At 65.6% G+C, this 20,362-nt stretch carries 15 protein-coding genes and 1 tRNA gene; 9 read left to right on the plus strand and 7 right to left on the minus strand.

Annotation, left to right across the window (positions count from 1 at the left end; all coding sequences use genetic code 11):
- Nucleotides 1–85 precede the first annotated feature (85 nt).
- Complete coding sequence (gene epmB, locus DT603_RS02075) at nt 86–1,120, plus strand: EF-P beta-lysylation protein EpmB (RefSeq protein WP_162348178.1); 1,035 nt, start codon at nt 86–88, stop codon at nt 1,118–1,120.
- A gap of 109 nt (nt 1,121–1,229) precedes the next feature.
- Nucleotides 1,230–3,305 carry a GGDEF/EAL domain-containing response regulator gene (locus tag DT603_RS02080; protein WP_162348179.1) on the plus strand — a complete coding sequence of 692 codons (2,076 nt, stop codon included), beginning with the start codon at nt 1,230–1,232 and terminating at the stop codon, nt 3,303–3,305.
- A gap of 66 nt (nt 3,306–3,371) precedes the next feature.
- Here the strand turns inward: DT603_RS02080 and htpX are convergent, their stop codons facing one another.
- Nucleotides 3,372–4,271 carry a protease HtpX gene (htpX, locus tag DT603_RS02085; RefSeq protein ID WP_162348180.1) on the minus strand — a complete coding sequence of 300 codons (900 nt, stop codon included), beginning with the start codon at nt 4,269–4,271 and terminating at the stop codon, nt 3,372–3,374.
- 130 nt (nt 4,272–4,401) lie between these two features.
- Between htpX and gluQRS the strand changes: the two genes are divergently transcribed.
- The 4 genes from gluQRS to phbB (DT603_RS02105) all read left to right on the plus strand — a co-directional run bounded on the left by gluQRS (nt 4,402) and on the right by phbB (DT603_RS02105) (nt 7,592).
- Nucleotides 4,402–5,313: a tRNA glutamyl-Q(34) synthetase GluQRS gene (gene gluQRS, locus DT603_RS02090; RefSeq protein WP_162348181.1), complete on the plus strand. Its 912-nt coding sequence runs from the start codon at nt 4,402–4,404 to the stop codon at nt 5,311–5,313.
- 43 nt (nt 5,314–5,356) lie between these two features.
- A complete protein-coding gene (gene phbB, locus DT603_RS02095; protein WP_162348182.1) occupies nt 5,357–6,097 on the plus strand; it encodes a beta-ketoacyl-ACP reductase in 741 nt (246 codons plus the stop codon).
- 173 nt (nt 6,098–6,270) lie between these two features.
- Complete coding sequence (gene phaR, locus DT603_RS02100) at nt 6,271–6,777, plus strand: polyhydroxyalkanoate synthesis repressor PhaR (protein WP_162348183.1); 507 nt, start codon at nt 6,271–6,273, stop codon at nt 6,775–6,777.
- A 74-nt stretch (nt 6,778–6,851) separates the two neighbouring features.
- The gene (gene phbB / locus DT603_RS02105; protein WP_162348184.1) at nt 6,852–7,592 is read left to right on the plus strand and encodes an acetoacetyl-CoA reductase; all 741 of its coding nucleotides are present in this window, start codon (nt 6,852–6,854) and stop codon (nt 7,590–7,592) included.
- A 76-nt stretch (nt 7,593–7,668) separates the two neighbouring features.
- Here phbB (DT603_RS02105) and DT603_RS02110 read toward each other — a convergent pair whose 3' ends face one another.
- Genes DT603_RS02110 through DT603_RS02120 form a run of 3 tightly spaced genes read right to left on the minus strand, consistent with a single transcriptional unit; the run spans nt 7,669 to nt 11,015 of the window.
- On the minus strand, nt 7,669–8,205 hold the full coding sequence (locus DT603_RS02110) for an SRPBCC family protein (RefSeq protein ID WP_162348185.1): 537 nt from the start codon (nt 8,203–8,205) through the stop codon (nt 7,669–7,671).
- Nucleotides 8,205–9,149, minus strand: coding sequence for a M48 family metallopeptidase (locus DT603_RS02115; RefSeq protein WP_162348186.1), 945 nt, complete (start codon nt 9,147–9,149; stop codon nt 8,205–8,207). Before DT603_RS02115 ends, DT603_RS02110 begins: the two co-directional genes overlap by 1 nt.
- A 15-nt stretch (nt 9,150–9,164) precedes the next feature.
- Nucleotides 9,165–11,015 (minus strand): formylglycine-generating enzyme family protein, encoded by a 1,851-nt coding sequence (locus DT603_RS02120; protein ID WP_162348187.1) that lies wholly within the window; start codon nt 11,013–11,015, stop codon nt 9,165–9,167.
- A gap of 90 nt (nt 11,016–11,105) precedes the next feature.
- Here DT603_RS02120 and rnd point away from each other — a divergent pair, with 90 nt between their 5' ends.
- Nucleotides 11,106–12,188 (plus strand): ribonuclease D, encoded by a 1,083-nt coding sequence (rnd, locus tag DT603_RS02125; RefSeq protein WP_162348188.1) that lies wholly within the window; start codon nt 11,106–11,108, stop codon nt 12,186–12,188.
- Between the two features lie 196 nt (nt 12,189–12,384).
- On the plus strand, nt 12,385–13,674 hold the full coding sequence (locus DT603_RS02130; RefSeq protein WP_162348189.1) for a DEAD/DEAH box helicase: 1,290 nt from the start codon (nt 12,385–12,387) through the stop codon (nt 13,672–13,674).
- Nucleotides 13,675–13,769: 95 nt separating this feature from the next.
- Here the strand turns inward: DT603_RS02130 and DT603_RS02135 are convergent, their stop codons facing one another.
- Nucleotides 13,770–14,105 (minus strand): DUF6172 family protein, encoded by a 336-nt coding sequence (locus tag DT603_RS02135; protein WP_162348353.1) that lies wholly within the window; start codon nt 14,103–14,105, stop codon nt 13,770–13,772.
- A 339-nt stretch (nt 14,106–14,444) separates the two neighbouring features.
- Between DT603_RS02135 and DT603_RS02140 the strand changes: the two genes are divergently transcribed.
- A tRNA-Ala gene (locus tag DT603_RS02140) sits at nt 14,445–14,520 on the plus strand.
- Between the two features lie 894 nt (nt 14,521–15,414).
- On the opposite strand, the gene DT603_RS02145 is transcribed toward DT603_RS02140, so the two are convergent.
- Nucleotides 15,415–18,216 (minus strand): TonB-dependent receptor, encoded by a 2,802-nt coding sequence (locus DT603_RS02145; RefSeq protein WP_162348190.1) that lies wholly within the window; start codon nt 18,214–18,216, stop codon nt 15,415–15,417.
- 498 nt (nt 18,217–18,714) lie between these two features.
- Nucleotides 18,715–20,331, minus strand: coding sequence for an alpha-glucosidase family protein (locus DT603_RS02150; RefSeq protein WP_162348191.1), 1,617 nt, complete (start codon nt 20,329–20,331; stop codon nt 18,715–18,717).
- Between the last annotated feature and the right edge of the window lie 31 nt (nt 20,332–20,362).

The raw sequence follows: 20,362 nt of genomic DNA on the forward strand, positions 1-20,362 counted from the left end.
GGGGCAAGCCCGCCGCGTATCGTGGCCGGCCGGATAGAATGGGAAGCCCGCCGGGACCGGCAGGCGCTTGTTTTTCAGACCGCCAATGATACCTGCAGCCGCCATTTCCCCGCACCTCATACTCCCGGATGCCGTCCCCTCCGAACCCGTCCGCTGGCAACAGCTGTGGCGCGAGGCAGTACGCGATCCGCGCGAGCTGCTCGCCCTGCTCGGCCTGGGGGCACTGGCGGACCGCATCTCCGACGAGGCCGCGGGGCAGTTCCCGCTGCGGGTGCCGCGTGGTTTCGTGGCCCGCATGCGCCATGGCGATCCCGATGACCCCCTGCTTCGCCAGGTACTGCCGCTGGACGAGGAAATGGGCGTCAGAGCGGGTTTCTCGCTGGACGCAGTGGGCGATGCCGCCGCCCGTACCGGGACCGGCCTGCTGCAGAAGTACCGGGGGCGCGCGCTGCTCGTGGCCACAGGCAGCTGCGCGATCAACTGCCGCTATTGCTTCCGCCGCCACTTTCCCTACGCCGCTGAAACCGCCGCCCGCGACGGCTGGCGCGAGACGGTGGAGGTCATCCGGGGCGACCGCAGCATCGAGGAAGTGATCCTGTCCGGCGGCGATCCGCTGTCGCTGGCCACCTCCAAGCTGGCCGAACTGACCGCGGAGCTGGAAGGCATCGCCCACATCAGGCGTCTGCGCATCCACACCCGGCTGCCGGTGGTCCTGCCCGAGCGCGTGGACCAGGACCTGCTGCAGTGGCTGCAGCGCGTGCCCTGGCCGGTGGCCATCGTGCTGCACGCCAACCATGCCAACGAGTTCGATGCCGCCGTCGACGCGGCACTGGCTAGGCTGCGTTCCAGCGGCGCGCTGTTGCTCAACCAGGCCGTGCTGCTGCGTGGTGTCAACGACAGCGCCGGGGCCCTGGCCGACCTCAGCGAGCGCAGCTTTGCCGCCGGCGTCCTGCCTTATTACCTGCACCAGCTGGACCGTATCCAGGGTGCGGCCCACTTCGAAGTGTCCGACGACCAGGCCAAGGCCCTGCATGCGACGCTGGCAGCGCGGCTGTCCGGATACCTGGTGCCGAGGCTGGTGCGCGAGGTTGCCGGCGATAGCGGCAAGCGACCGCTGTAGGGTTCCCTTTGGCCTCAAAGGCGCGACTGGGGCCCCGTTCCGAAGCCGGGGCGATGGACGCTTCCGCACTCATCGTGTATTAAATCGGCTCCCCCGGCGGATGTGATGCATGCAGATCGGCAAAGACACCACGATCCGGTTGATGATCGTAGACGACAGTGGCGAAGACGCAGAAGCCGTCGTCAGCGCGTTCCGCAATGGCGGCATTGCCATTCGCCCCCATCGCCCGCTCAATGCGGCGGAACTGGCCAGCACGCTGGCTTCCCAGCCCATCGACCTGGTGCTGGCCGCCAAGTCCTCGCAGGCCATTTCGCTGGAAGCGGTGCTGGCCCAGGTGGCGGCCAGCGGCAAGGACATCCCCGTGATCGCGCTGGCCGACAGCGTCGACGAGAACTCCCTGATCGGCGACCTGGCCCTGGGTGCGCGCGCCATCGCCATGCGCGGGCGCTACGAACACCTGCTGAAGGTATTGCAGAACGAATGGACCGACCTGGAGGCGCGCCGCGCACTGCGCCTGCTCGAGGCCCAGCTGCGTGAAACCGAGCGCCGCTGCGATGCGCTGATCTCCTCTTCGCGCGATCCCATCGCCTACATCCACGAAGGCATGCACATCCGCGCCAACGAGGCCTACCTCGAGATGTTCGGCTTCGAATCCTTCGAGGACGTCGAAGGCCTGTCCCTGCTGGACCTGGTGGCGCCGCAGTACGTGGCCGAGTTCAAGTTGCTGCTGAAGAAGCTGGCCAAGGGCGAGGCGCCACCACGCTTCGAGCTGGAAGCCCGCTCAATGGACGGCCAGAGCTTCCCGGCGGCGCTGGAGTTCGCCACCGCCACCTACGAAGGCGAATCCTGCGTGCAGGTGGTGTTCCGCCGGCGCGAATTCGAGCAGGATCCGGAACTGGCCCGCGAGGTCGAGGACCTGCGCCAGCGCGACATGGTCACCGGCCTGCTGAATCGCTCCACCTTCCTGCATGCGCTGGAGGACGTGGTCAGCAAGATCGCCCACGGCGAAGGCAAGTACGCGCTGTTGCTGGTGGAACCCGACCATTACCAGCGCCTGCTGCAGGACTTCGGCCTGGACTCGGCCGATGCCCTCATCTCCGGCTTGGCTGCCCGCCTGGTCGAGCACCTGGAGCCTGGCACCATCACCGCGCGCTTCGGCGAGCGCAGTTTCGCCGTCCTGCTCAAGGGCGACCATGCGCAGACGGCCGAACTCAGCGAGCGGGTGCTGGCGGCGTTCGCGTCCAACATGATCAACGTGGGCGCGCGCTCGGCGGTGATCACCGCCAGCATCGGCGGCGTGCAGATCGGCGAAAAGATCGCCACCGTCGGCCAGGTCCTGAACCGCGCCAGCGAGAGCCTTCAGAACGCCAGTGCACTGGGTGGCAACCGCAGCGAGATCTTCGACCCGGGCGCCGTCGACCGCGCCGAGGAAGAACGCGTGCAGAGCTGGGTCACGCTGATGCGCGAGTCACTGGAGAACGACGGCTTCCTGCTGCATTTCCAGCCGGTGGTCAGCCTGCAGGGCGAACCGGGCGAGCTCTACGAGGCCTTCCTGCGCCTGGAGAACAACGGCGAGCTGGTGCAGCCGCAAGCCTTCCTGGGCATCGCCGAGGACAACGGCATGCTGGATGCGCTGGACCGCTGGGTGGTCAAGCGTTCCATCCAGATCATCGGCGAACGCATGCGCGGCGGCCACGACACTCGCATGCTGGTCAAGGTCAGCCCGTTCTCGTTCACCGACGACCGCCTGTTGACCCTGATCGAACAGCAGCTCGCCGAACAGGCCGTGCCGGCCGACCGGTTGTGGCTGCAGGTACAGGAAGCCAAGGTGTTCACCAACCTGCGCCAGGCCCAGGTCTTCCTGGCCGGCACCACCCGCCTGGGCTGCAAGGTGGGGCTGGAAAAATTCGGTTCCGGGCTGGACTCGTTCCAGCTGCTGGCCCACTTCAAGCCGGCCTTCCTCAAGATCGACCGCAGCTTCACCGAAGACCAGGCCAAGATGACCGAGCATCAGCCGAAGATCCGCGAGATTGCCGCGCGGGCCCGCGCCGAAGGCATGCATACCATTGCCGAATTCGTGCAGGACGCGGCCACCATGAGCTTCCTGTTCGGCGCTGGCGTGGACTTCGTGGAGGGCTTCTTCCTGGCCTCGCCCTCGGCGACCATGAACTACGATTTCTCCTGAATGATCGCAAGCAGAAAGCCCGCCTTGCGGCGGGCTTTTTTTTGCCTGGAGAAAAGACAGGCGCGTCTAGCGGACGGTGCCGGCCTGGACCGTGGCGGTGGCCTGCTGGCGCAACGCCGCGATTCGTTCCTGCATGGGTGGATGGCTGAGGAACAGTTTCTTCAGGCCCTGGCCGATGCCCCCGGCAATACCGAAGGCTTCGACCTGCGCCGGCAAGGTGCTGGGGCGGTGGCTGGCTTCCAGGCGCTCCAGCGCCGCGATCATCTTTGCGCGTCCCGCCAGCGAGGCGCCGCCCGCATCGGCCCTGAATTCACGCCGGCGTGAGAACCACATCGCGATCATCGTCGCGAACAGGCCCAGCACCATTTCCAGCACCATCACGATCAGGAAATAGGCCAGGCCGGGCCCGCGGCTTTCCCGGTTGCCCGACAGGTAGCTGTCGATGATGCCGCCGACCACACGCGCCAGCACGATCACGAAGGTGTTGAGCACGCCTTGCAGGAGCGCCATGGTGACCATGTCGCCGTTGGCCACATGGCTGATTTCATGGCCCAGCACGGCCTCGGCTTCGTCGCGGCTCATGCTGCGCAGCAGGCCGGTTGATACCGCCACCAGCGCCTTGTTGCGGTTGGCGCCCGTGGCAAAGGCGTTGATCTCGGGCGCATCGTAAACCGCGACTTCGGGCACGCCGATGTCTGCGGCCAGCGCCTGGCGTTGCACGGTGGCCAGCAGCCACTGCTCGCCCTCGTTGCGCGGCTGGGTAATGACCTGGGCGCCGGTCGCGCGCTTGGCCATGGTCTTGGACAACAGCAGCGAAATGATCGAGCCGCCGAAGCCGAAGATCGCCGCCATCACCAGCAGGCCGCTCATCTGGCCGGGATGCACGCCCAGCAGGGACATGACCACGCCCGCCAGCAGCAGGACCGCAAGGTTGGTAGCCAGGAACAGGGCGACGCGATTGAACACGGGGGAACTCCAGTTGATCCGGGGGCACGGCCGAGGTCATCAACCACGGCCATTGCGATCTGCGGCTGGGCGCCAGTGAATTCAAGCAGCCAGCTGACTGGTGATTCAGTTTTTGCCGATAATGCCGGCGATGCCGGACAGCCCTTCCTATCGCGGACGTTTCGCGCCCTCGCCCACCGGACCGCTGCACTTCGGCTCGCTCACCACGGCACTGGGCAGCTGGTTGCTGGCGCGCCACGCGCACGGCCAATGGTGGGTGCGGGTGGAAGACCTGGATCCCCCTCGCGAAATAGAAGGTGCGGCCGCCGGGCAACTGGCCGCCCTGCGTGCCTTTGGCCTGCACACCGACGCGCCCGTCGAATCACAAAGCCAGCGCGGCGCGCTCTACCAGTCCGCGGTCGACCGGCTGCTGGACGAGGGCAAGGCCTTCCTCTGTCAATGCAGCCGGTCGGACCTCGCGGCCCACGACGGCATCCACCATCATTGCCTTGGCAGGGGCAAGCGTGCTGGCAAGGCCATACGACTGCGGGTACCGGAAGGCGCGCGGATTTCATTCGTCGATGGCCTGCAGGGCAGCATCACCCAGGACCTCTGGCGGGACGTGGGAGATTTCGTCCTGAAACGCTCGGACGGATTGTGGGCCTACCAGTTGGCGGTGGTCGTGGACGATGCGGACCAGGGCATGACCGATATCGTCCGCGGCGCCGACCTGCTCGACTCGACGCCCCGCCAGATCCTGCTGCAGCAGGCACTCGAGCTGACGACACCTCGTTACCTGCACCTGCCCGTCATCACCGATGCAGGGGGCAACAAGTTGTCCAAGTCATCCGCAGCGATCCCCGTCGACGCCCTTGCGCCGTTGCCGGCCCTGCACGCCGCGTGGCGGGCACTGGGACAAACCGGGTTGCCAGGCCGGGCCGCGAATGACGTCGCTTCCTTCCTGGCAATCGCACGGACGTGTTTTGCCCCCGCACAACTCCCCCGCAGCCGCAGCATCCCACTCGCTGCAGTGCACAACGAGACTGACACCAACGCTGTCTAGAATCCTTGCGACCCCGCTTATCGGCGCGGACAAGGAGACAGACATGACAGCACGCGTCGCTTTGGTGACTGGTGGAACCGGCGGTATCGGCAGCGCCATCTGCAGGAAACTCGCGGACATGGGCCACAAGGTCGCCACCAACTACCGCAACGAGGAAAAGGCCCAGGCCTGGCTGCAGGACATGCGCGCCAAGGGTTACGACTTCACTGCGGTCAAGGGCGATGTGTCCTCGCCGGAAGAAGCCGAAGCCCTGGTGCGCGAAGTGGAGGCCAGGCTGGGCCCGGTGGACATCCTGGTCAACAACGCCGGCATCACCCGCGACACCACCTTCCACCGCATGACCGCGGCCCAGTGGAACGAGGTGATCAACACCAACCTCAACTCCGTGTTCAACGTGACCCGGCCGGTGATCGACGGCATGCGCGAGCGCAAATGGGGACGGATCATCCAGATAAGTTCCATCAACGGGCTCAAGGGCCAGTACGGGCAGGCCAACTACGCCGCCGCGAAGGCCGGCATGCACGGCTTCACCATCTCCCTGGCCCAGGAAAACGCGAAGCTGGGCATCACCGTCAATACGGTGTCGCCCGGCTACATAGGCACCGACATGGTGATGGCGGTACCCGAGGAAGTGCGCAACAAGATCGTGGCGCAGATTCCCACCGGACGCCTGGGCACTCCGGACGAGATCGCATATGCCGTTGCCTTCTTCATTCCCGACGAAGCCAGCTGGATCACCGGTGCCAACCTGTCAGCCAATGGCGGGCAGTACATGGGCTGGTAGCAGCGACTCCCTTGGTGTTCCCGGCTGTTGGGAGGCATGAGCGGGGTTTCGTGGCCCACGCCGGGCAGGGATCCAACCCGCGTCCCCGGGAACCAGGCTACGCCGCCCGCCCTGTTGCATCGCCTGCTGCGCTGCGTCATGCTGCACGCCAATGGTATTAGAGTGATTGCTCAATGGCTGCGATGCGCATCATCAAGAAATATCCGAATCGTCGTCTTTACGACACGGAGATCTCCAGCTACATCACCATCGAGGACGTTCGCCAGCTGATCGTGGATGGCGAGGACTTCGAGGTCCGCGACGCCAAGACCGGCGACGACCTCACCCGCACCGTTCTGCTGCAGATCATCACCGAGCAGGAGCAGGACGGCGAGCCGATCCTGTCCACGCAACTGCTCAGCCACATCATCCGCTTCTACGGCGATTCCATGCAGGGCTTCATGGGCAACTACCTGGAGCGCAGCGTCACCTTGTTCATGGAACAGCAGCAGCAGTTCCGCCAGCAGATGGGCGGCATGCTGGGGCAGACGCCGTGGACCATGATGAACCAGCTGACCGAGCGCAACATGGAGCTGTGGCAGGAATTCCAGCGCAACCTCGGCGGTGCCGGCCTGGCGCGCCCGGCGGTGAAGCCGGAAACCCCCCAACGCGAAACGCCGAAGACCTCGCGCTCGCGCTGAACTCCTTGTGTAATACCGCAAGCCCGCGCAGCGATGCGCGGGTTTTTTATGCCAAGACTATGGGGAACCGAAACATGGGCAAGCGCATCGCCGTGGTCACAGGTGGCATTGGTGGCCTGGGAACTGAAATCTGCAAGGCCCTGGCGCAGGCCGGCCGCACGGTGATTGCCGTGGACCTGGACTCGCGCGCAGAGCGGCTTGCCGCATTCGCCCAGGAAGTCCAGGGCCTGGACATCCATTTCGCGGCGGCCAACGTCGCCGACTACGAGAGTTGCGGCGAGCTCGTGCGCGGCATCGAGAAAGAGCGCGGTTCGCTGGATATCCTGGTGAACAACGCCGGCATCACCCGCGATGCCACGCTGCGCAAGATGGACCGCGCGCAATGGGATGCAGTGCTGGATGTGAACCTTGGCAGCGCGTTCAACCTGTGCGGCCACGCAATGGCCGGAATGCAGGCCCGCGGCTTCGGACGCGTCGTCAACATCAGCTCGGTCAGCGGCCAGACCGGCAATTTCGGGCAGACCAACTACGCGGCCGCCAAGGCGGGCCTGCACGGCTTCACCATGTCGTTGGCGCGGGAAACCGCCACCAAGGGCATCACGGTCAACAGCATTTCCCCTGGCTACATCGAAACCGCGATGACCGGCGCGATGCCTGCCGAAGTCCTGGCCCGGATCAGCGGCTCCATTCCCGCCGGACGCATGGGCCAACCGGCGGATATCGCACGCACCGTGACTTTCCTCAGCGATGACGCAGCCGGCTATATCACCGGGGCGAACGTACCGGTCAACGGCGGGCTTTTCATGAGCTTCTGAGCAATCCGCCGCGCGTCATCGACGGATCAGGGGTCAGATCGAAACCACGCGCGAATCAACGTGGAAGCCCGGCGAACTAGGGACGGGGAGCCTGCTTCCGAAGATACGCTGCCAGGCCACCCAGTTGCAGCGCCTGCACCTTGTCGACCACGGGCACGAATTTTCCCAGGTCGTCTGGCGTGTAGCCGCCGGCCCGATACCACAGGGTGATGCGGGTACCACCCTTTTCCGCAGCAAAGCGCCACTCCAGCACACCATCCAGGCCCATGCCCTGCAACGGACCCAGACCCCCGGTCATGCGCATCAGCTTGGCGGGATCCACGAACGTCACGGTCATGTGCCAGGCCTGTTGCGCGCCGTTGAGTTCGCAGAAACAGCCGCCCACCCTTTCCGAGATCGACAGCTTCGAAGCGTCGCCCCACCAGCTGTGATCGGCAGGCCACCAGTGGCCTACATCGTTGACGAACGACTTCCAGCTGGTGTGCGGATCGGCGGGCACCCACTCCGAATTTTCCAGGGTGAAACCGTTCGCTGCCTGGTCGACGATCCTGGCCTGCAGGCTGGGACACGCGAACGCGCCCACCAGCATCGCCAGCCAGAGCACGCGGCGCATCAGCGACTGCCCGTGTTACCTGTCGCGCCCGCGCCCTGCCCGCAGTACTTCGCGTAGAACTGCTTGGCCTGTGGCATCAGCGCCTGAAGGTGCTGGATGCGATTGGCGGGATCGGGATGGGTGGATGCGAATTCGGGCGGCCGTTGGCCACCTTCCATCTCGGACATCCGGTTCCACAGCGGCACCGATGCTTCCGGGTTGAAACAGGCGGCGGCGGCCAGCATCAGGCCGACTTCATCGGCCTGGCTCTCATGGTTCCGGCCATATGGCAGCACCACGCCGTACTGGACGCCGGCGCCAATGGCCGACATCACCTGCGGGTCGATGCCTGAAACACCTGCGGCCATCTGTCCCATCTGCACCAGCTTCTGCTGGGCCATGCGCTGGGAACCGTGCCGCAGCAAGGCGTGCGCGATTTCGTGGCCCATGACCACGGCCAGGGCATCGTTGTTCTGGGTAATCGGCAGCAGGCCGGTGTAGACGGCGATCTTGCCGCCCGGCAGGCAGAAGGCATTGGCTTCCTGCGAATCGATGACCGCCGCGCTCCATTCGAAATTGCGGTAAGTGGTGGGCGCCTCCACGCCGTTGGCGGCAGCGAGATCGGCGCTGACCCGGTCCACCACATTGATCAGGCGCTTGGCGATCTGGTTGACCGCCTGGCTTTGCGGGCTGTCCGGCGGCAGCAGTGCGCCCTGCGCGCTGGCATCGCCCACGACCTCCTGGAATGCCTGCGCGCCCAGTTGCACTTCTTCTTCAGGCGAAGCGCCGTAATGCGCGGCCTCACCCGTATACGGGTCGGTCTCCTTGCTGCCCATCCAGCTGACCACGGCGTAGATGGCGAACCCGGCCAGGATCAGCCAGCGCACGTTGCCGAACAGGCCCCGGCCACGCGACGCGCCCTGTTGCTGTTGCTGGCGGCCTTGGCCGAATGGATCGTTGCTCATTTTTCTCTCCCTGCCCTAGATGCCACGCACGACGCGGAAACCCACCCGCGCATTAGTCATATCCGAGTCCGATGCCGAACGCCACGCCGCCCTGGCCTGGGCCGGGGAACTGGCCCAGGAACCGCCGCGAACCACCCGCGAACGGCAGCCGGGATTGAACCACGACGCACCATCCGCGGGGGCGCGCCGGTAGCTGGCGTGCCAGCAATCGCTGACCCATTCGCTGACGTTACTACCCAGGTCGTGAAGCCCCCATGCATTCGGCGCGTAGCTGCCCCCGGGCGCCGGCCCCCAGAACCCGTCGCCATAGGAAACGAAGGCATTGTTCCAGTGGCGGCCACTGGGCGAAACGTCGTTGCCCCCGGTCAGGTTGCCGAAGCGGCCGGGTGGCACGCCGCTGTTTCCCCAAGGGTAGCGGCCCTGGCTGCCCGCCCGCACCGCGTATTCGAACTCGGCCTCGCTGGGCAGCCGGTAGCCGTGGCCGGTTTGCGCGGACAGCCATTCCGCATAGGCCTCGGCATCCCGCACGCTGACATGCAGCACCGGCAGGCTGTCGGCGGCGCGCCCACCGGCGTAGTCCGATTGCCAGTCCACTCCGCTGCGGCGGACGAAATTGCCACTGCGCTCGTCGTAGACCGTGGAGTGGCCGCGCCGCGTCGCCCGCGGCCGGTACCGGGTGGCCTGCACGAAGCGCCGGAACTCGGCCACGCTTACCGCCTGACGGGACATCGCGAAGCCGCGGTCGAAACGCACGTAGTGCGCCGGCTTTTCGGTTTCCGCCGCCCCTACCTCCTGGGTCTTTGCCCCCATGCTGAATCCGCCGTGCGGGACCACCACCATTTCCGGTCCACGGCCGCCATTGGCCAGCGCTTCGGTGAAGGCCTGGCCGGGCTTGAAGCTGCCGTAGTAGGTGGCCAGGTCGATGCGCTCGCGGAAATCGGCCGCCACCGGGTCGCCCGGTTCGGCGATGCGCAGCACTTCGGCCAGCAGCAGCCGCGCCGTGCGCAGCCCGCGCATGGTCTTGAGGTCACGGGTGCCGGACTCGCGCAAGGAAGCAATGCGAGCGTTGCGGATGGCGCTGATCCGCTGGCGGGCGTCTTCGATGGTGGCTGCGTTGTCACGCACGCCCGCTGCACGCCCCAGCCAGCGCGCGGCAAGCTCGAAATCGCCCGCCAGCGCCTGCTCTTCGGCCATCCGGATCATCGCGCTCTCGGACGCGGCAAGTCCCTGCTGCGCACGCGCCTGGCCAGGACTCAGCGCCAGCGCTTCGCGAAATCCTTCCACCACGCCGGAGCCATCGTTTCCAAGCTGGCCGTTGCGCAGATCGCGCTCGCCCTCGGCATTCAATTTCCACAATTGATCGGCCCGGTCGACGCGCTCGAGATACGCCGCCACGCGCTCGTCCTCTGGCGCCAGCGTGCGCGCGACCGCTGCGATTTCACCGGCCCGGCTCAGGGCATCGGCCTGGTCATCGGCGTCGCCCAGCGCCCGCCCGCCTTCGGCAAGCAACTGGCGCAAAGCCTTCTCCAGTCCGGCGGCGGCCTGCTCGTCACCCGGCAGCAGGGACTGGATGGCCAGGTAAAGGGGAATGGCATCACCGGGCCGCTCGAACAGGCGTTGCCGTGCCAGTGCATCGGCCGCTTCGCGTCTGGCCGCCGGGATTCCTTCCAGGGTGAGCTGCGGCGTGGGCGGCTGCCAGTTCCACGCTGCCGCTCCACTCTCATCGCCGCTGACCGTGATGCTCGGCAGGCGTGGGTCCACCGCTTCGGTCCGATCGTTCGTGGCCGGCGCAACTGCTTCGGGCGCGGGCTTGCACGCGGCCAACAGCAGTGACGACAACAGCAACAGGTACCGGATGAGGCGCATCTTCCTCCACAATGTCCACCTGCCGCAGGCGGACCGACGTTAGGCTATTGTCGCCCGCTCCTGCAACCGATGCATTCACGTGGAGATTTCGTGCCCCTCTGGATAGACCAGCCCGCCACATTGCGGGCGCAATTGCAGGATCCCCCCGCATGGGTGGGACTGGATACCGAATTCGTCCGCGAACGCACCTACTGGCCGCAACTGGCGCTGGTGCAGATGTCGATAGGCGAACGGATACTGCTCGTCGACCCGCTGGTGCCGGGCATGGCCGACGCACTGCGCCCCCTGTTGACCGATCCAGGCGTGCTGAAGGTGATGCACAGCGCCAGCGAGGACCTGGTGGCCTTGTCCCACGACTGCGATGCCCTGCCCGCCCCGCTCTTCGACACCCAGATCGCCGCGGCGCTGTCCGGCGTAGGCGGTGGCATGGGCTACCAGAAGCTGGTGCAGGAAATCACCGGCGTGGCGCTGGCCAAGGGCGAGACGCGATCGGACTGGTTGCGTCGTCCGCTCAGCGATTCGCAATTGGAGTACGCCGCCGACGACGTGGTCCACCTGGGCGCGATCTACCACGAACTCGATGCGCGCCTGCGCGCGCTGGGCCGCCGCGACTGGCTGGACCAGGACGGCGCCCGCATGCTTGCCAACGCCAACGAAGACGGCGAGCGCTGGCCGCACCTGTCCATGCGCAGCGCGCAATTCCTGGAAGGCGACGCCCAGCTTCGATTGATGCGACTGTTGCGCTGGCGCGACGTGCAGGCGCGTTCCAGCGACAAGCCGCGCAGCTGGATCCTGGACAATGAACTGGCCACGCAGTTCGCACGCATGCCACCAACTGACCGTGCGCAGCTGCAGTCGCAGCTGGAAGCGCATCCCAAGGCCCCACGCAAACTCGGCGACGCCATCTGGCAGGCGTTGCACACCGCGTTCGACGACGAACCGCACATGCCACTGGCACGCAATGCCAGCACCGAAGACAAGGCCGCACTGAAACGCATGCAGGATGCGGTGTCCGCGCGCAGCACGGAACTGGGATTGCCCGACGGCATCCTCGCCTCGCGCCGTTACCTGGAATCGCTGCAGGAAACCGGCCACTGGCCCACCGCGCTGTCGGGCTGGCGCCGCGAGATCCTGGAACCCGCACTGGCACCGATGCTGCCGCAGGCGCAGTAGTACGGGACTGGGCGACTGATACGGGCTTGCCCGGTTGCTCCTGAACGTCCCGACCATAACCGTGGCCCTGATCGTGCCGACGGCCGCAGGGCACCCAGCATCACAAGGCTGCCGGCACAGCGGTAGCGTTTAGACTGGCGCGGTAGCTGCCCGCCCGTACTGCCGGCGTAGCCAGCCCATCCAGAGACCTCCCTGCATGCCGTTTTCCTCACTGGGCTTTTCCCCCGAACTGCTTCCCCTGCTGCAGCGCGCACTGCAGGAAAAGGGCTATGCGGCGCCTACGCCAATCCAGGCCCAGGCCATTCCGGTGATCCTGCAAGGCGGCGATCTGCTGGCCTGCGCGCAGACCGGCTCGGGCAAGACGGCGGCGTTTGCGTTGCCGCTGCTGCAACAGTTCACCCAGGCTTCGCCGGCACCGCCGCGGCGGGTACGCAGCCTGGTGCTGGTGCCCACGCGCGAACTGGCTGCGCAGGTGGGCGACACCTTCACCCGGTTCGCCCGTCACCTCGCGCCGCGCATCAAGGTGGCGGTGTTGAGTGGTGGTGTTTCCATCAATCCGCAGATGATCGACCTGCGCTGGGGTGCCGACATCGTGGTCGCCACGCCCGGCCGTCTGCTGGACCTGGTGGACAACAACGCGCTCAGCCTTGCGCACGTCGGCACCCTGGTACTGGACGAGGCAGACCGGCTGCTGGACCTGGGCTTCGAGGAAGAACTGCGCCGCATACTGGCATTGCTTCCCGTGCAACGGCAGACGCTGCTGTTCTCCGCCACCTTCCCGCCTGCGATTGAAACCCTGGCCGGCACCTTGCTGCATGATCCGCGGCGCATCGAAGTGCAGGCACAATCGGTGTCGGCGCCTGACATCCAGCAGCGCGCCATCGAGGTGGATCCGGGGCAGCGCACCCAGTTGCTGAAACACCTGCTGCTGCAGGAAGGCTGGAACCGTGCGCTGGTGTTCGTGGCAACCAAGCATGCAGCCGAAGTGGTGGCCGAGAAACTTGCCAAGGGTGGCATCCCGGCCGAGGCGCTGCATGGGGAACTGAGCCAGGGCCGCCGCACGCGGGTGCTGCGCGAGTTCAAGCAGGAACAGGAGCACGTGCGCGTGCTGGTGGCTACCGATCTGGCGGCACGCGGCATCGACATCGCGCAACTGCCGGTGGTGGTGAACTACGACCTGCCGCGTTCCACCAACGACTACACCCACCGCATCGGGCGCACCGGCCGCGCGGGCGAAAGCGGTATCGCCATCAGTTTCGTCAGTGCCGCCACCCAGGCGCATTTCCGGCTGATCGAGAAGCGCGAACGCTTGCGCGTGCCGCGCGAACGGATCGCGGGGTTCGAGCCGGTGGAAATATTGCCTGCCAATGCCGCCGATCCGGCCGCAACCGGCGGCGTCAAGGGCACGCGGCCCAGCCGGAAGGACAAGCTGCGTGCTGCGGCCGCGCTGGGAGAGGCATCGCCCGGCTCACCGGACTCGCATTGAAAAGACGAGGGTGCGCGCACAGGCGCAGCGTGGGTGGCCAAGGCTTTCCAGATGATCGGGATTGGCGCCCAGTCCGCCCTGCGCTGGGGTTGCCCTCAGTCTTCGCCAGGCTCCTCACCCGACGCGCCCCACACATTGGCCGGCGGCGGCTTGACGCTGCGATGGCCCGCCTTGCTCACCACTTCGACATAGAACTGGTCGCCACCGCCGGCCACCAGGGCATCGATGGACGGGAACAGGTCGGCGTAAGGCACCACGACTGCACTGGCCTCGTCCACCCCTGACTTGGTATCGAAATCCCAGTAGTCCACGCCCGCCGGCAAGGTCTTGTTGCGCTCGCGTTTCAGGTACTTGCGGATATCGTGCTTGCTGGCTTCCAGCAGACGATCGCGGTTCTTGCCTTCGATATTGAGCGTGTAGGTCTTTCTCACTGGAATCCTGATGGGTTGGCGGTTCTGGCCGGCACGCAGGGATAAGGCCTGCGAAGCGGACATGGGTAATCAAGCCTGGGCGTTTGCCCCCTTGCGCAGCAGGGGAGGCTTGGGGAAGGGTTGCTCTTGATCCTGCTTCGTTCTCTTGCCGGCGCTCACGCCCGGATGGGAAAAGCGACATGCGGCGATGCCGCGAACGATACTCCACCTCGCCCGGAAGGGTCGGCCTTTATTGCGTCCGGACACTGGAAAAAACATGCGCCCGCCTCCGCCAGCCACAACGGACAGGCCTCGGGCTGGCGTCGCACGCGCCCATGGCGTTAGACTTCCTCCGTACCTGGGGCGGTAGCTCAGCTGGGAGAGCGCCACGTTCGCATCGTGGAGGTCAGGGGTTCGATCCCCCTCCGCTCCACCACAGGATCACCAAGGGCTGCGGGCAACCGCAGCCCTTTTTTTGTGACAACCCGTGCGCCGGTGCGGCCACTTCGCCCAGGTGGATCACTCAAACCGAATGCCTCCGGCGGGTTACCCACGCAAGCAGGACAGGGCTCACCTGGGACGGTGTGCAAACAGCTGACGGCGCCCGCATTCCCCAGCCGGACCACACCCTCGGCGCCCAGGGTAACGACATCAGGGATGTCGCCCTGGAGGGCTTCGGCCAGATCAAGCGGGTCGGCGACGCCTGCGACCTGAAGGAACCGCTCAAGGACACTGGCTTCTCCCTCACGCAAAGCGCCGAGCCCGAAGCCGCAGCCTGTGCGCACATTGCAACAGCAGAGCCCCGCACAGGCGGTTTTTTGTGGGCGAACGGCCACGCGGGGTTTTCGGGGCGGCGTGCGAGGTCGCGGACCCCGCACGTGCGGTGCTGGAGCCGGCGCGTGGGGTTGGAGGGTCGGCGCGTGGGGTTGAGGGGTCGGCGCGTGCGGTGCGGGAGCTGGCGCGTGAGGTCGCTGAGCCCGCGCGTGGGGTTGCAGACCCCGCACGCGGGGTGCAGGAGCCGGCATGTGAGGTCGCTGAGCCCACGTGCGGCGTTCCAGGGGCGGCGTTTGGGGTCCGCCACCCCGCGCGCCAGGTTTCAGAACCGGCGCATGAGGGTCGCCGGTACCCCACAGCTCGTCATCCCGGCGAAAGCCAGGACCCGGCGGTTGCTGGCCCCTCTGTCGCGCTTATGGTTCCACAGGGGTGCCGGCTTTCGCCGGGATGACAGGTTGGAAGGTGAAGGTGGGAAGCAGAGAGCAGACGCTGGGTCCCGCCCACGCAAAAAGGGCTGCGGTTTCCCGCAGCCCTTCTGGTTTGCATCAGGTGCCGATCAGAACTTGTAGGTCAGCCCGAGCAGGAAGGTCCGGCCCCACTCGGCGTATTCGAGCGGTCGGTCCTTGGTGCCGGCGTAGGTGCGGTAGGCCTCGTTGGTCAGGTTGCTGGCCTGGAACAGCAGGGACAGGCCGCTGAAGGCGGACCCGTCGCTGAAGGTGTAGCTGACCTGAGCATCGGTGATGTTTTCGCCGACGACATAACGCAAGGTACGGTTGCCGTTGAAGTTGCCGATTTCGCCGATGAAGTCAGAGCGTCGACGCTGGTTGACGCGTGCCTCGAAGCCGTTCCTTTCGTAGTAGACGGTCAGGTTGTAGACCCGATCGGACAGCCCGGGCAGGCCGATGTCGCCGCTGCCCACGCTGGTCGAACTTTCAGGATCACGGATGGTGATGTTGCTGTCGTTGAAGGTCGCGCTGGCCACGACGCCAAAGCCTTCCAACGCGTCGGAGACCATCTCCAGCGGCAACGATGCAGTGAGCTCGAGTCCCTGCAGCGTCCCGCCCTCGCCGTTTACCGGCCTGGAGTAGCTGCCGATCGGGTTGACCCCGACGCCGGGATTGTTCGGATTGGTGGGGATGTCAGGTGTGTACAGCGACAAGTCGTAGAAAGGATCGGTCTGGGTGTAGATGTAGGACTGCAGGTCCTTGTAGAAATAGGCAGCCGCGACATACGCCCTGGTGCCGAAGTACTTCTCGTAGGAAATGTCGAAGGCGTTGGCACGCCACGGGTCGAGCTCGGGGTTGCCGCCGCTGGCGAAGCTGTCACGCAGGTTGCTGCCATTGTTCGGGTTCGGACCATCCGACGCGCTCACTTCCAGCGAGGCGCGCATCTGGTCCACGCGCGGGCGCGCCACCTGCCGTGCAAGGGCCAGACGCAAGGTCTGGTCGTCGCTGAAGCCGAAAGCCAGGTTCATGCTCGGCAATACGTCGGTGATGGTCTTGCCGAGGTGGATTGGCTGCGGATTACCGCCACCGCTGAGCCGGATGGCATCGGAAGACTGGTCGGTACGCTGGACCTGCACGCCCACATTGCCGCGCACGCTGACGTCGCCCCAGTCAGTGTCGATGTTGCCGCGCAGGTAGGCCGTAGTGGTCTTCTCGGTCACGTCCCAGGCCTTGGCCACCAGGTACGGGAACGCCGTGGCGCTGGGTTCGAAAGTCATGTACTGGGCAACCGCACCGGGAACGTTCCACGCGGGGATGTAGCCCACGCCAGCGAAGCCCAGGTTGACAGGCGAGAATTGCAGGTTGGACGCGATGGTCGTGTTGCCCTGCGCGCCAAGATTGATGTTGCCTTCGGGCTGGCGCTTGTTCTTTTCACGGTCGGCGTAATTCAGGCCGAAATCGATATCCGAAAACCACTTGAACCAGGCCGGCGCAGGCACCGAAACAGCCAGCTTGGCGGTCCTCAGTTCATCGACGACCTTGGGCACCTTGCCATAGCCCGAACCGTAGATCGTGCCGGTGAGGAAAAGCGCATTCGGGTCCGAATAGTCCCTGCCCGGATTGATCTGGGAAAAGCCGTTGTTCCTGATCGACAGTTGCAGCGTGTCCAGCTGTGGTGCCGGGAGCATCTGCGTATTGTTTTCAAGGTTGAGCTCGTCGCGCTTGGCGCGGGACCAGCCGATGTCGGCGACGATGCGCGCCTGGCCGGCGGTGAATTCGTTGTTCCAGCCAAAGGCGTTGATCTCGTCCTCACGCCTGTTGAACATGCCACGCACCAGCGGATAAACGTTGGCGACCGTGCCACCGGTGAAAGTGTTGTCGCCGTTGATGGCCGGATTGGTGACGTTCAAGCGGCCATAGCCGCCGTTGTAGTCGCCGATATGGACTTCAAGCTGGTTGGCGGTATCGACCTGCTCGGCCGAGGAGTGGAACATGTCCAGCGTGCTGGTCCAGGCATTCGAAGGCCGGTACTGCAGCGTGGCCATGATGCCGGTGCGGGTCTGCTCGCCGGTGCGGCGCAGCGCCTTGATGCCGTCGGAGTAGAAGGTGCCCGCGGGCACGCCCGGGCGCCAGTTGTCGCCGATGGCCTGCCAGGGTTCGTACAGGCCGACCTGGTTTTCCTGGATGGGCGTATTGGAATAGGAAAAACCCAGTGCAATGCCGAAGGTGTTGTCAGCGAACTGGTCGATGTAGCTGAAGTTGTAACGGCCACCCGTGGCATCGCGGTTGGCCGCCGATCCCAGGGAGTTGCGCTGGCCGCGAATGCCGACGACGGCCGCTGACCCGTCATAGCTCAGCGGGCGCACGGTCTGCATGTCGATGGTGCCTGACAGGCCCTGGCCGATGAGGCCGGCGTCAGGGGTCTTGTACACGGTCACGCCGCTGACGAGCTCGGATGGATACTGGTCGAATTCGACGCTGCGGTTGTCGCCGGTGCTGACCATCTCGCGACCATTGAGCAGCGTGGTGGAGAAATCCGGTGACAGGCCACGCACGCTGATCACCTGTGCACGGCCGGCGACGCGCTGCGCTGCCAGGCCAGGCAGGCGGCCCAGGGATTCGGCAATGCTGACATCCGGCAACTTGCCGATGTCTTCGGCCGTGATCGCCTCGACGATGGAAGTGGAGTCACGCTTGACCGATATCGCGCCTTCGATGCCGGCGCGGATGCCGGTGACGGTCACCGTTCCCAGTTCCACTGCATCCTTGCTGGCGGCTTCCTTCTTGGCTGCGGCCTGTGCAGCAGTTTCTGCTGCAGTCTCGTCAGCCGTCTGTGCATAGGCACCGTTGGCCGCCAGTGTGATTGCGGACACCAACGCCACGCTCAACAGATTACGCTTCAACTTCACCATCTCCCCGCCACTCCCATGGTTGGTCTTTCGTTTGTTCCGGGATGCATGCCGCGTCGATCGACTGCAGTGCGTGCCCCGTGCGCCCGTGTGCGAAAACCGCCGTCGGTACGTGCGGCAATGGTAGTCGTGGCACTTGCCGCACAACTTGTGCTGCATACGTATTCATGGCGCCAGTCCGTGCACCACTGCAACGGTTGTCATGTGCGCCATGGCCGGCATGCGTTCAAAACAAAAGCCAATGCGAACTTGAATAACCTGTGTGCGTGGACGTGCGCCTGTTCACGTTGCAGCGCAGCACGCGATTGCACTGTTCCGCAGCGCTCACGCAGCACGGCATCGGTACAAGGCAATGATTCCGCCGCGGCCTATCGCATCCGTAATTCCCGCTACGCTCGGCGCACCGGCCACGGCCGGCAGCAGGTTCAGGCTTCTTGCCGACCCGCGGCTTTTCCACCTGTCGGCGCAACCAGCCGGTGGCTTTACTTCAGCGTGATGAACTCAGTCAATGGTGGCGTAGAACACGCCGTGCGCGGGCAACACAAGCACGTTGCCTTGCAACTGGCCTGCGACCAGGCCATGACCTTCGACGGCCTGCGCGTGGCGTCCGCCGGGGATTGGCCACTCCACCGCACTGGCGGACAGGTTGAACACCACCAGCATCTGCCGGCCGTCGAAGCTGCGGATGAAGGCCAGCACCGGCTCGGGTGTGTCGAGGAAATGGATGTCGCCCCACTGCAGCGCCGGCGTGGACTTGCGCCAACGCAGGAACCCGCGCGTGGCGCTGAGGGTGGATTCCGGATCGCGTTCCTGTCCGTCCACGGCCAGCGCGCGATGCGCGTCGGCGATCGGCAACCATGGGCGGCCGCTGCTGAAGCCGGCCTGCGCGCTGTCGTCCCAGGGCATCGGCGTGCGGCATCCGTCGCGGCCCTTGAAGTTGGGCCAGAAGGTCTTGCCGTACGGATCCTGCAGGTCTTCGTAGGGCACGTCAGCCTCGCCCAGGCCCAGTTCCTCGCCCTGGTACAGGCACACCGAACCGCGCAGCGAACAGACCAGCGCGACCAGTTGTTTGGCCAGGATGGCGTTGGGCGCAGCGCCGCCCCAGCGCGTGACCGCACGCTGCACGTCATGGTTGGAGATGGCCCAGCAAGGCCAGCCATCGGCCATCTTCGCTTCCAGCGCCTGCGCGGTGCCGCGGATGTAGGCGGCACTGAAGTCGTCGGTCAGCAGCTCGAAGCTGTAGCCCATGTGCAGGCGGCGTTCGTTGACGTACTCACCCATGGTCGCCAGTGAATCCTCCGATGAGATTTCACCCAGGGTGGTGGCACCGGGATACTGGTCCAGCAACGCCCGCAACTTCTCCAGGAACACCAGGTTCTCGGGCTGGGTGTTGTTGTAGTAGTGGTACTGGAACGCGTAGGGATTGTCGGGGCTGAAGCCGCGCCCTACCCGCTTGTCCTCGGGCTTGGGCGGGTTGTCGCGCAACTGGCGATCGTGGAAGCAGAAATTGATCGCATCCAGGCGCAAGCCGTCGACGCCCTTGTCCAGCCAGAATTTCACGTTGTCCAGCGTGGCTTGCTGCACGGCCGGGTTATGGAAGTTCAGGTCGGGCTGCGAGGACAGGAAGTTGTGCAGGTAGTACTGGCCGCGCCTGGGTTCCCAGCGCCACGCCACGCCACCGAACAGCGACATCCAGTTGTTGGGCGGGCTGCCGTCGGGCTTGGCATCGGCCCACACGTACCAGTCGGCCTTCGGGTTGTCGCGGCTTTCGCGGCTTTCCCGGAACCATTCGTGTTCAACCGAACAATGGCTCAGCACCTGGTCGATCATGACCTTGATGCCCAGGGCATGCGCCTTGGCCAGCAGCAGGTCGAAATCCTGCAGGGTGCCGAACAGCGGGTCGACGTCACGGTAGTCGGCGATGTCATAGCCGAAGTCGGCCATCGGCGACTTGAAGAACGGGGAGATCCAGATTGCATCGACGCCCAGGCCGGCCACGTAATCCAGCTTGTCCACGATGCCCGGCAGGTCGCCCACGCCATCGCCGTCGGTATCCATGAAGCTGCGCGGGTAGATCTGGTAGATCACCGCGCCGCGCCACCAGTGTGCCATCGACATTCCCTTCCCCAACGCTGAAAGCGCGCGCCAA

This window comes from Pseudoxanthomonas gei (assembly GCF_010119615.1).
GTDB classification, from domain to species: domain Bacteria; phylum Pseudomonadota; class Gammaproteobacteria; order Xanthomonadales; family Xanthomonadaceae; genus Pseudoxanthomonas_A; species Pseudoxanthomonas_A gei.

Coding starts and splice junctions, on each gene's coding strand:
- epmB (WP_162348178.1), top strand. CDS start 86: ATGATACCTGCAGCCGCCATTTCCCCGCACCTCATACTCCCGGATGCC.
- DT603_RS02080 (WP_162348179.1), top strand. CDS start 1,230: ATGCAGATCGGCAAAGACACCACGATCCGGTTGATGATCGTAGACGAC.
- gluQRS (WP_162348181.1), top strand. CDS start 4,402: ATGCCGGACAGCCCTTCCTATCGCGGACGTTTCGCGCCCTCGCCCACC.
- phbB (WP_162348182.1), top strand. CDS start 5,357: ATGACAGCACGCGTCGCTTTGGTGACTGGTGGAACCGGCGGTATCGGC.
- phaR (WP_162348183.1), top strand. CDS start 6,271: ATGGCTGCGATGCGCATCATCAAGAAATATCCGAATCGTCGTCTTTAC.
- phbB (WP_162348184.1), top strand. CDS start 6,852: ATGGGCAAGCGCATCGCCGTGGTCACAGGTGGCATTGGTGGCCTGGGA.
- DT603_RS02110 (WP_162348185.1), bottom strand. CDS start 8,205: ATGCGCCGCGTGCTCTGGCTGGCGATGCTGGTGGGCGCGTTCGCGTGT.
- DT603_RS02115 (WP_162348186.1), bottom strand. CDS start 9,149: ATGAGCAACGATCCATTCGGCCAAGGCCGCCAGCAACAGCAACAGGGC.
- DT603_RS02120 (WP_162348187.1), bottom strand. CDS start 11,015: ATGCGCCTCATCCGGTACCTGTTGCTGTTGTCGTCACTGCTGTTGGCC.
- DT603_RS02130 (WP_162348189.1), top strand. CDS start 12,385: ATGCCGTTTTCCTCACTGGGCTTTTCCCCCGAACTGCTTCCCCTGCTG.
- DT603_RS02145 (WP_162348190.1), bottom strand. CDS start 18,216: ATGGTGAAGTTGAAGCGTAATCTGTTGAGCGTGGCGTTGGTGTCCGCA.
- DT603_RS02150 (WP_162348191.1), bottom strand. CDS start 20,331: ATGTCGATGGCACACTGGTGGCGCGGCGCGGTGATCTACCAGATCTAC.